Consider the following 12,389-nt stretch of genomic DNA (forward strand, 5'->3'; position numbering starts at 1 on the left):
ACATTTTTATTTGATAATGTTACATTGGAGTCAATAATGATGTTGTATCGCTGTTATATTGCTTTTGTGCTCGAATTACTTTGAATTTATATTTGGCTTCTTCTATTGGGGAATTTTCCAACAATCTTACATTTTATACGAATTTACTTCTTGTAAATTCTTCCTAGTTTATAAATATCGTTCTAGGTGACGAAGATTTTTGTTTAATTGCTGATTTATAAATAGTTGCTGTCTGTTAAGTAATATGGTCGAATAAATATGTAACTGATCTAGTAGATAATGTAACATGACGAAATTAACTGGAAACATTGTTCGTCTTTAGCTGCTATTGTAATTACTAGTTTTGATGGTCAAGAAAAAGATCATATTTACATACATATTTATTTTTTACTATGATGAAAATAATAAGAACAAAATCAAGATTCTTTAAATTCCGAGAGATGGTATTGCTAATGAGTTTTGCTATCCTCTCTTTCTCTAACTTTAGTTTTGCCGAGACCAAAGGCAGTCATGTTAAAGGTAAGAAAAGTATCAATCCTATCTTTAGTCAGTTTGTATATCAGGGGGATGACGATGTATACAAACAATATCCTTTGAAAGATGATGAATTTTATTCGCCTATACTTCAAGGATGTTATCCCGATCCGAGTATAACAAGAAAAGGGAATGATTATTACCTAATCAGTTCTTCATTTGCATTTGTTCCGGGAGTGCCTATTTTTCATAGTACCGATTTGGTTAACTGGAAACAAATAGGACATGTTTTGGATCGCCCTTCACAACTGAAAGTTCATGATTCGGATATGGCAGCTGGAGTGTATGCTCCTGCTATCAGATATAATCCCTATAATGATACATTTTATATGATTACGACTCAGTTCGGAGGAGGATTTGGCAATATAGTAGTTAAAACTAAAGATCCGTTGAAAGGATGGAGTGATCCAATAAAATTACAATTCGATGGAATTGATCCCTCACTATTCTTTGATGAAGACGGGAAGGCGTATGTAGTGCATAATGATGCCCCTGCAAAAGGAGAAGAACTATATCAAGGACATCGAGTAATTAAGGTCTGGGACTATGATCTCGAAAATGATAGAGTAATACCTGGTACTGATAAAGTTATAGTGAATGGTGGAGTTGATATTACTAAAAAACCAATCTGGATTGAAGCTCCTCATATCTATAAGAAAGATGGACGTTATTATCTGATGTGTGCTGAAGGAGGTACAGGGGGGTGGCACAGCGAGGTCATCTTTGTGAGCGATTCGCCTAGAGGACCATACACCCCAGCTCCTAATAATCCGATTCTCAGCCAGAGATATTTGAATAGAGATAGAGCAAATAAAGTAGACTGGGCAGGACATGCCGATTTGGTACAAACTCCCGAAGGAGAGTATTATGCAGTGTTTTTGGCAGTTCGTCCGAATGAAAAACATAGAGTCAATACCGGGCGTGAAACTTTCATTATCCCAGTTGACTGGAGTGGTGAATTCCCCGTATACGAGAATGGGTTAGTACCATTAGAACCAAAATTGAAAATGCCAGCTGGAGTAGTAAATCAGACAGGAAAAAATGGTTTTTTTCCGAATGGAAATTTTACTTTTACAGATGATTTTACATCAGAAAAGCTAGACTATAGATGGATTGGTATGAGAGGCAGTAGAGAAGATTTCATAATGACCTCAAAAAAAGGACTGGAGATAAAACCGTATTCAGTGAATATAAAAGAGAGAAAACCGACCTCTACTTTATTTCACAGACAGCAGCACCGTAACTTCTCGGCTACTGTTCAATTGGAATATCTTCCGAAATCAGAGAATGAATTGGCCGGATTAGTTTGTTATCAGAGAGAAACATTTAATTATGTATTTGGTGTTACGAAGAAAGACAATGAATACTACTTGTTGCTGGAAAGAACAGAAAGAGGAAAATCGACAATTTTAGCGTCAGAAAAAATTGATCTAAAATCATCAATAAAATTGCAAGTAGTTGCTAAAGGAGACTCTTATCAGTTTAACTATTCGACAAATAACTCTGAATTCAAAAATATTGGAGGTGTTGTTTCCGGTGATATTCTTTCTACTGATGTCGCTGGCGGATTTACAGGCAATTTTATCGGTCTACATGCAACATCAGCCAATGATGCACATCCTCTCTAAATCAGAAATACAGATAAAATGAAAAGAATATCATTTCTATTCTTTGTATTGGTGGCTTTGTTCGGATGTAAAAACAAGCAATCCTCTATAAGTGAAGTTACGTCGTGTACAAATCCTGTTATATATGCTGATATTCCTGATATCTCAATTACCAGAGCGGGGGATGAGTTTTATATGATAAGTACGACAATGCATCTTATGCCAGGAGCTCCTATTATGAAGTCGAAAGATATGGTTCATTGGGAAATTATCAATTATGTATTTGATAAATTAGAAGATACACCAAAGTATAATTTGGAGAATGGTACAGTGTATGGGCGCGGACAGTGGGCCTCGTCCATACGTTATCATGATGGTAAATTCTATGTGCTTTTTTCACCCAACGATCAGCCTTATCAAGGATATATCTATTCAACTACAGATCCAGCCGGAGAATGGAAACTAGTATCAAGAATTCCTCATTTTCACGATGCTTCATTATTTTTTGATGATGATGGAAAAGTTTATGTATTCTATGGTACAGGAGATTTAATCGAGTTGAAAGAAGATTTATCAGGTGTAAAGCCAAATGGGGTAAACCAGAAAATTTTTGAGCGAGATGCTGATGAACAAGGACTCCTAGAAGGAAGTCAGGTCGTAAAACATGATGGAAAGTATTATTTATTAATGATATCCATGGACTGGAGTATTCCTGGAAGACTCAGAAGGCAGGTTTGTTATCGAGCTGATAACATAACGGGGCCTTATGAGAAAAAAGTAATTCTGGAAAATGAATTCGAAGGCTTCGGCGGAGTAGGACAAGGATGCATAATAGATGATGTAAATGGCAATTGGTATGGAATGATTTTTCAAGATCGTGGAGGCATAGGACGTATTCCAATTCTATATCCTTGTACATGGATAGACGGATGGCCTATGCTTGGTGATTCGGTAGGTAATACTCCTAAACATTGGGATGTGCCATTGAAAACTTATGATACCGGTCGACGTGTTGTTGAAAGTGATGATTTCGAAGATTCTGAATTGAAACTAAATTGGCAATGGAATCATAATCCTCTTGACGAATCGTGGTCGTTGACCGAGCGTCCAGGTCATTTAAGACTGAAGACTAATATTATTGTAGACAACTTGTTCTCAGCTCGAAATACGATTTCACAACGGATGGAAGGGCCTATTTGCAGTGGAATTATTTCGATAGATATATCAAATATGAAAGATGGCGATGTTGCCGGATTCAGTGCTTTTAATGGTCATTCAGGTTTACTTTCAGTAGTGAAAGATCGTGATAAGAAATATCTAACAATGTCGACTAATACGATAAATATGGATGCGGAAAAACGTATAACTCATGTTGATGTTGACGAAAAAGCAAGAATTGAGATTAGTACGAATCAAATTTTCTTACGTATTGATTGTGATTTTAATCTACAGAAAGATATTGCAACATTTAGTTATAGCTTCGATAGGCAAGAATGGATCAGAATAGGTGATGAATTTAAAATGAGATTCGATTATTTACGCCTTTTTATGGGAACACGCTTTGCAATATTCAATTATGCCACAAAGGAGAAAGGTGGTTATGTTGATATAGATTTCTTCGAATTTGAGAAAAAGAATTAGATAGACAAGACTAGTACATAGCTTATTCTATGTATTAGTCTTATTTCTGTTACTTTTTTATTGCTGTATGTTTAATTGTCCTGTATACAGTGGTTTACGGCCTTTGCTGTTATGTCGTCAAAAGAAAATGTTACTAAATATAAAAAGATGTAATGTAAACAAAAAAAGCTGTAACAGCGTTTCTTATATCAAGAATGTCATAACGATATATTTGTATTAAGTACAATAAGTGTTTGCATGGAAACAAAAATGGAATGATAAGCTTTGAACCTGAAATCGTGTTTGGTCCTGAATGAATAATAATATTATGATAATTTAAAATTTGATTACTATGAATAACCCCGCTTATAATGATAGTTGATGTGTTCGATAGATCACCTATAAAGTGATTTGTATCAAGGTAGTTATGTGTAATATTTCTATTACAAATAAAAATAATAGTTAGTTAATCTTATTATATATCTTATGAAACAAAATTATAGAAAAATGTACCCTATTGTTTTCTTAAAATACATGAGAGGGAGTAGGTTTATAACAAGATTTTTAGCATTATTTATAGTATTGACAATATCTCTTTCTTCGTTTGCTCAAGAAAAAGTTGCCGTAACTGGTAATGTTTCTGACGAATCAGGAGAGCCATTGATCGGTGCTGTAATTAAGCTAAAAACAGATCCAAATATTGGTACTGCTACAGATTTAGACGGAGAGTTTGTGATAAATATTCCGTCAGGAAATCAAACACTTGTAATTTCTTATGTGGGAATGGAGTCCCAGGAAATTGCAGTTCGTGGTAACCAAAAAATTAATGTTACACTGAAAGAAAGTTCTATTATGCTGAACGAAACAGTGATAGTTGGTTATGGTCAGCAGAAAAAGGAAAGTGTGGTAGGGGCTATCACACAAACTTCGGGTAAAGTATTAGAGCGAGCTGGAGGAGTCTCTAGTTTAGGTGCAGCTCTTACAGGAAATTTGCCGGGGGTTGTGACAACATCCAGTACTGGTATGCCCGGTGAAGAAGATCCGAGAATTGTAATTCGTGGAATAAGTTCGTGGAATAATAGTGCTCCTTTGATTTTGGTTGATGGAATCGAACGTGCGATGTCTAGTGTCGATATTAATTCTGTCGAAACAATCTCGGTGCTGAAGGATGCTTCAGCTACAGCTGTATTTGGGGTGAAAGGTGCAAATGGTGTGATACTTATTACTACTAAACGTGGTCAAGAAGGTAAAGCTACTATACGTGCCGGTGTGAATACTACAGTAAAAGTGCCATCTAAACTACCTAAGAAATACGATTCGTATGATGCATTACGAATACGCAATATGGCTATTGAAAATGAATTGGGATTAGCACCCAATGCTTGGGTAGATTATACACCTCAAGCTATAATCGATAAATATCGTAATCCGGCAAATCTGGAAGAAAGTGAACGATATCCGAACGTAGATTGGGAGGATGTATTGTTTAAAGATTATGCTATGTCATATAACGCAAATCTAAATATTAGTGGAGGAACCAGATTTGTAAAATATTTTGCTGCTGTCGATTTCCTAAGCGAGGGAGACCTTTTTGAGGATTGGAATAATGGACGTGGTTATAATACTGGCTATGGCTACAATCGTATTAATGCGCGAAGTAATTTGGATTTCCAACTTACTAAGTCTACAGTTCTTAAGGTCAACTTAGCAGCTTCGCATGGAGCTAAGAAGAGTCCGTGGGATGCAAGTGGTAGTGAATATCCAATCTGGCAAGGAGCATATAATGTAGCTCCTGATGTGTTTTTACCAGTCTATTCGGACGGTACTTGGGGATATTATCCAGGAAATGAAGTCGCTGCAACAAACTCGGCAATGAATCTGGCTTTGGGTGGAGCTATGGAAAAAACAACTTCGAGGATTAATACAGACTTCACAATAGAGCAAGACTTAGGTATGCTTGTCAAAGGATTGAAGCTGAATGGTACAGTATCATGGGATAATACTTTTGTTGAAACAAGGAGAGGAATCAATGACTTGTATAATGATGCTCAACAAAAATGGATTGATCCCGATACCGGAGAAACCGAATACAAAAAAGAATTGGACGGAACCAACAAGTTTGACTTCATGGAAGGTATACGCTGGACAACTCAAGGTGGCGAAATGGAAAACTGGTCTACACAACGTAATTTGTTCTACCAATTGCAATTGAATTATGCAACAACATTGTTTGATGATCATAGTGTAACGGCAATGGGGTTATTTAGCCGCAACGAGACTGCTATAGGGAGTATGATTCCAAACTATCGTGAAGATTGGGTATTCCGTGTAACCTATGATTTTAGAAGAAAATACTTCTTAGAATATAATGGAGCATATAATGGTTCAGAGAAATTCAGTAAAGAGAACCGTTTTGCATTTTTCTCATCTGGAGCTTTAGGTTGGATGGTATCGGAAGAAAGTTTCATGAAGAACCTGAAATTTCTTGATATGCTCAAATTAAGGGCTTCTTATGGTGAAATTGGGGACGACAACATAGGTGCTCGCTGGTTGTATATGGATCAATGGGCATATGGAAATACAGGGCTTATGAGTGAAGATGGAAGCCGAAGTCCATATGTTTGGTACAGACAATCAGCTATTGGTAATCCTAATGTACATTGGGAGACTGTAAGAAAAACAAATTTCGGTGCAGACTTTTCTTTCCTTAACGGATTGATAGCCGGTAATGTTGATTTCTTTAGAGATAAACGTTCAGATGTACTTATCAACGGAAGTTCGAGATCAATCCCTTCTTTCTATGGAGGAAATCCTCCGGTAGCTAATCTCGGAAGGGTAAGTACAAAAGGTTACGAACTTGAATTACGTTTCAACTATGTTTTCAGTAATGGGCTACGTCTGTGGAGTAATTTCAATATGACACATGCTAAAGATAAAGTATTGGACGCAGATGATCCGGAAATGCTACCAGACTACAAAAAGCAAAAAGGAAAACAAATAGGACAAACATATACCTATGTAGGTCATGGATATTACAATACTTGGGATGAAATTTATGGAGCTACACAGCATAGCACAAATAATAACCAGAAACTTCCAGGTAATTACAATGTAATAGACTTCAATGGAGATGGTATAATAGACAACTATGATGAGGTTCCGTATGGATATCCTAATCAACCTCAGAATACATATAATGCGACTATAGGCTTCGAATGGAAAGGATTTTCTGCTTTTGTACAGTTCTATGGTGTTACTAACGTAACGCGTCAGGTTGTTTTCGAAAGTCTTTCGGGCAGACAAAATACAGTATATGATGAAGGTACTTATTGGTCGAAAAATAATGTAAATGCAGATTCACCTATTCCTAGATGGATTTCATCTCCAACAACAGGATACAATAATGCTCATCGTTATATGTATGATGGTTCTTATATCCGTTTGAAAAATGCTGAGATGTCTTATACTTGGAATTCCGGATGGGTTAAGAAAATCGGTTTGAGCTCGCTGCGTTTGTATATTAATGGTAATAACTTATGGTCGTGGTCTAGAATGCCCGACGATCGTGAATCGAACTTTGCGGGTACAGGATGGGCTAGCCAAGGAGCATACCCAACTGTAAAACGATTTAACTTAGGATTGAATATTACACTCTAATTATTGTGCATGATGAAAAAGTATATTAAATATATTATATGTTGTGGAATCATATCCATGATGTTAGGGGTTACCTCTTGTGAAGATTATCTTGATAAATCTGCAGAAAGTACGGTTTCGCCAGAAGACGCATTTAAAAACTTCACAAATTTCCAGGGATTTACCGAAGAATTATATTATTGCATCCCTGATTTTGCTAAAGGATATTGGAACAATTCCTTTAATTGGGGAGAAGACGAAATAATGACTACAGGTGTAAATTATCTTTACGGTTATAAAATTGATAACGGAGATTTTTGGGGATGGCAAAGAGAACATGATGGCTGGGCAGCCGGCTGGATGGACGGGAACTATAATACACAAAATGATGACCGATTTGGTAAGAAATTATGGCCTATGGCATGGTATGGTATCCGTAAAGCTAATCTAGGTCTTGAGAATCTGTCTAAGATGCGTGATGCTACGGACGAAGAACGAGATTTGATCGAAGGTCAATTACTGTTTTTTAGAGGCTGGTTCCATTTTATGCTGATACAATATTTCGGAGGATTGCCTTATATTGATAAAGTGTTGTCGTCTGATGAAAATTTCAAACTTCCTCGTCTGAAATACCATGAAATAGCTGAAAAAATAGGAGAGGATTTTAGGCGTGCAGCCAACGTATTGCCTATCAATTGGGATAATACAACTGCAGGAAAACAAACTCTTGGAAAAAATCAGCTTCGTATTAATAAAATTATGGCATTAGGCTATTTGGGTAAAAACTATTTGTGGGCAGGTAGTCCTTTGATGAACTTCGAATCGACAGGAAATAAAGCATATAATGCCGACTTTTGTAAAAAAGCAGCAGATGCTTTTGCCGAATTATTGAAGTTATGTGAAGATGGCGATACTCAATATGAATTGGTTCCGTTCTCGAAATACTCGTCAATATTTTATACAAATGGTCAAAATTGGAAAATGCCTGGATCTACAGAAGCTATTTTCCGAGGACCTTCTTATGACCCGAATGGATCGAACTGGGGTTTGAGCAAGCAATATCAGCCGGGAGGTGTTTTGACTGATGGCGATTTGATGTTCTCTCCTACAGCAAATTACGTGAATTATTATGGAATGGCGAATGGTATGCCTATTCCTGATGCTACTAAAGCTGACGCTGAATCTGGATATAATCCTAGACAACCTTGGACAAATCGTGACCCTCGATTTTATAACGATATAATCTTCGATGGTGTAAAATGTATTCAGGGTGCTACAAATGATGAAGCTAATCGTTACGCAAATTTATATACAAATGGTAGTTACAGAGATGTAACAAAAGGAAGTAGAACGGGTTATTTGATGTTCAAATTTATACCACGTACTGCAAATAAATATGATGACGGTTTTGGATATGGCAATGCAAATCACATTCATATTCCATATATGCGTTTAGCAGATATCTATATAATGTATGCAGAAGCTGCTGCACAAGGTTATGGTTCTCCAACAGCAAAAGTTGCCAATTATTACAAGACAGCAGCGGATGCTATTAATGTTATTAGAGACCGTGCAGGTGTAGGTCATGTAGCAAATAAGTTTTTAGGATCGCTAGACCAGTTTATGGCTGAGGTAAGACGCGAACGAGCTGTTGAACTTGCATACGAAGGACATCGTTTCAACGACTTACGACGTTGGATGTTATTAACCGAATATCCTTATACAATAAAAACTTCTCATGAGTTTACTCGTGATGGAGATATAAATAAGGATGATCCATCACAAAATAAGGTTCTGAATCTTACAGAAAAGGTTTTGGTTGAAAGAAAATTTGTAAGCAGACATTATTGGCTTCCTTTGAAAATTAAAGATGTCAATATGTACCCTGAGTTTTATCAAAATCCTGGATGGTAAGGAGCATGTTGTCAGATTCGTATAACTCTAATAAAGGAACAAAATGAAATATATAAAGATAGGAATAGTTTTATGTGCACTCCTGACCTTCTTTGTGTTGAGGGTTGATGCTCAGACTGTCATGAAAATAGATATCAAAGCTTCGATCATAGACCACAACGGAGATCCTGTCATAGGAGCAGTAGTGAGTGCCGAGGATGGAAATGAACAAGCTCTGACAAACATTGATGGAGTATTTGTTATGCAAGTAGATAAAGGATCGAAACTGAAGATAGAAGCTTTGGGTTATAATACTACTTATGCAAATGCTGCAGCTGACTTGACGCAAATAATACTCTCTCAGGTAGCTGAAAAAGAGCTGGTACAGGTTGCATATCGCAAAATGTACAAGGAGGATGTATTAGGTGGAGTTTCATCGGTCAGTATAGTTAATAATCTGGATAAAAATTATACAACATCGGCATTGGATGGTATGCAGGCATATATCGGAGGTTTCCAAGGAAACTTGTGGGGTATGGATGGCAGTCTTATATTGGTAGATGGTATCCCTCGTGATGCAGAATTTGTGAAGCCTTCAGAAATAGAACAAATATCATTTCTGAAAGGAGCTTCGGCAACCGTACTTTACGGTAGTCGTGCAGCAAAAGGAGTAATTTACATTACTACGAAAAGAGGAAAAGCTGAAGAACAAAGAATTAATGTCCGAGCTAATACTGGTTTTGATGTAGTCAAAAGATATCCTAAGTATTTAGGGTCAGGCGAATATATGTCTTTGTATAATGAAGCTCGTCAAAATGATGGATTGGAGGCATTGTACAGTGATGAAACTATTTACAACTATGCTTCGGGTAATAATCCGTTTAGATATCCTGATGTCAATTATTACTCGTCTGATTATTTGAAAAAAGCATATAATACATCTGATGTGACAGCCGAAATAACAGGGGGTAACGAGCGTGCAAAGTTTTATACTAATATTTCCTATGCTTATAGTGGAGGTTTAATAAAATTTGGAGAGGCTGAAAAGGATAATTCTACACGTTTAAATATACGAGGTAATATTGATTTGAAGTTAAACGAGTATATAAGCAGTAGAATCAATGCAGCAGCTATTTTCTATAATGGCCGCAGTGCTCATGGCGATTATTGGGCTAGTGCATCTACATCACGTCCTCATAGATTTGCTCCGCTTATCCCAATCAGCTATATAGAACAAGATGATGAAAACTCATGGCTGATGATCGAAAACAGCAATCACTTGATTGATGGAAAATATCTGCTGGGAGGAAGTCAATTGGATCAGACAAATGTGTTTGCCGATATCTATGCATCAGGATACAATAAATATGTAAGTCGTCAATTTTTATTTGATGCCGGAGTTGACTTTAAATTAGATAACATCCTCAAAGGTTTAGCCTTCCATACAACATTTGCGATAGACTATACAAGTAGTTATAATCAGTCTTATGATAATGAATATGCTGTATATGAAGCTTCGTGGAACAATTATTCAGGAAAAGATCTTATTGGCAAACTAACCAAATATGGAGAAGATACAAAATCTGGAGTGCAAAATATCAAAGATAGTTGGAGTAGACAAACAATAGCGTTCTCGGGATACTTTGATTATAAAACGACTATCGAGGACAATCATAACATTACGGCTATGTTGATAGCTAATGGATTTCAACAATCAGAATCAGCTGTTTATCATAAAGTAAGTAATGCGAATTTAGGGCTGCAGCTAGGCTATAATTTAAAGAAGAAATATTATTTCGATTTTAGTGGAGCAGTTATACATTCTGCAAAATTACCTTCTGGAAATCGTCAGGCATTTTCTCCGACTTTCTCTTTAGGTTGGAAGATTAGCGAGGAAGATTTCCTTAGCAATTCGTCTGCCGTAGATTTTCTGAAACTGACAGCATCAGCCGGTATTGTAAATACAGACTTAGATATATCAGATTATTATCTATATGAAAGTATTTACAGTCAAACAGATGGAGCTTGGTATGGTTGGCTAGATGGAGCCTCAAACCAATCTACAGATTCTAAACGAGGTGAAAATCCAAATCTCACATTTGCCAAACGTAAAGAGATAACATTTGGTGTTGAAGGTTCATTATTTGACCGACTATTATCTTTCGATTTGTCCTTTTTTGCTAATCGTATGACTGGTAAGGTAATTCAGGCCTCAACAATATATCCTAATTACTTTGTGACTGGATGGCCTTCTTCGTCGTTCTTACCTTATATAAATTTCAATGAAGATGAGCGCATAGGGATAGATTTCGCGATGAACTTCAACAAGCGTATTGGTGCTGTAGATTGGACATTAGGTGTAGCCGGAACTTATAATAAGTCGAAAGCTATAACTAGAGATGAATTGTATGAAGATAAGTATCAAAACAGAGCTGGGAAGCCTTTGGATGGATTGTGGGGACTGAAGAGTGCCGGCCTTTATCAATCAGATGAAGAAATAGCCAATTCTCCTTCTCATAGCTTTGGCGAGGTTAAACCCGGAGATATCAAATATATTGATCAGAATAATGACAATGTAATTGACTCGAAAGATGAAGTTTATCTAGGAAGAGCAGGCTGGAATGGAAGTCCATTTACTTTTGGTATAAACTTGACAGCTAAATGGAGAGACTTTACATTTTTTGCTCTGGGAGTTGGTGAGTTTGGAGCTAATGCAATGAAAAATAATTCTTATTTCTGGGTTCAAGGCGACGGGAAATATTCAGATGTTGTGCGAGGTAGATGGACAGAAGAAACAAAAGATACAGCTACTTATCCTCGTCTTACAAGTTTAAATAGCGATAACAATTTCCGCTCATCGGACTTCTGGCTGTATAAAACAGATCGATTTAATTTAGCTAAAGTTCAAATTACCTATGATTTGCCGAAACAGATATTTCATAAAACATTTGTACGCGGACTATCAGTATATGTTAGTGGAGCTAATCTGTTGACAATTGCTAAAGAACGAAAGATTTTGGAAACAAACTATGGTACAGCACCACAAACCAGATTTTATAATTTCGGGTTGAAGGCTATGTTCTAATAGAATAGTAAAAC

At 36.5% G+C, this 12,389-nt stretch carries 5 protein-coding genes; all 5 read left to right on the plus strand.

The window, feature by feature from the left end; genetic code table 11:
• The first annotated feature begins 395 nt into the window (after positions 1–395).
• The 5 genes from C1A06_RS06730 (at position 396) to C1A06_RS06750 (ending at position 12,375) form a co-directional block, all read left to right on the plus strand.
• On the plus strand, positions 396–2,162 hold the full coding sequence (locus tag C1A06_RS06730; RefSeq protein ID WP_101689528.1) for a glycoside hydrolase family 43 protein: 1,767 nt from the start codon (positions 396–398) through the stop codon (positions 2,160–2,162).
• A gap of 18 nt (positions 2,163–2,180) precedes the next feature.
• On the plus strand, positions 2,181–3,782 hold the full coding sequence (locus C1A06_RS06735) for a glycoside hydrolase family 43 protein (protein WP_101689482.1): 1,602 nt from the start codon (positions 2,181–2,183) through the stop codon (positions 3,780–3,782).
• A gap of 513 nt (positions 3,783–4,295) precedes the next feature.
• Positions 4,296–7,418 carry a SusC/RagA family TonB-linked outer membrane protein gene (locus tag C1A06_RS06740; protein WP_101689483.1) on the plus strand — a complete coding sequence of 1,041 codons (3,123 nt, stop codon included), beginning with the start codon at positions 4,296–4,298 and terminating at the stop codon, positions 7,416–7,418.
• A 12-nt stretch (positions 7,419–7,430) separates the two neighbouring features.
• A complete protein-coding gene (locus C1A06_RS06745) occupies positions 7,431–9,311 on the plus strand; it encodes a RagB/SusD family nutrient uptake outer membrane protein (protein WP_185116828.1) in 1,881 nt (626 codons plus the stop codon).
• Between the two features lie 43 nt (positions 9,312–9,354).
• Positions 9,355–12,375 (plus strand): SusC/RagA family TonB-linked outer membrane protein, encoded by a 3,021-nt coding sequence (locus C1A06_RS06750; RefSeq protein ID WP_101689485.1) that lies wholly within the window; start codon positions 9,355–9,357, stop codon positions 12,373–12,375.
• Positions 12,376–12,389: the final 14 nt, after the last annotated feature.

Source organism: Dysgonomonas massiliensis (genome assembly GCF_900240225.1).
Lineage (GTDB): Bacteria > Bacteroidota > Bacteroidia > Bacteroidales > Dysgonomonadaceae > Dysgonomonas > Dysgonomonas massiliensis.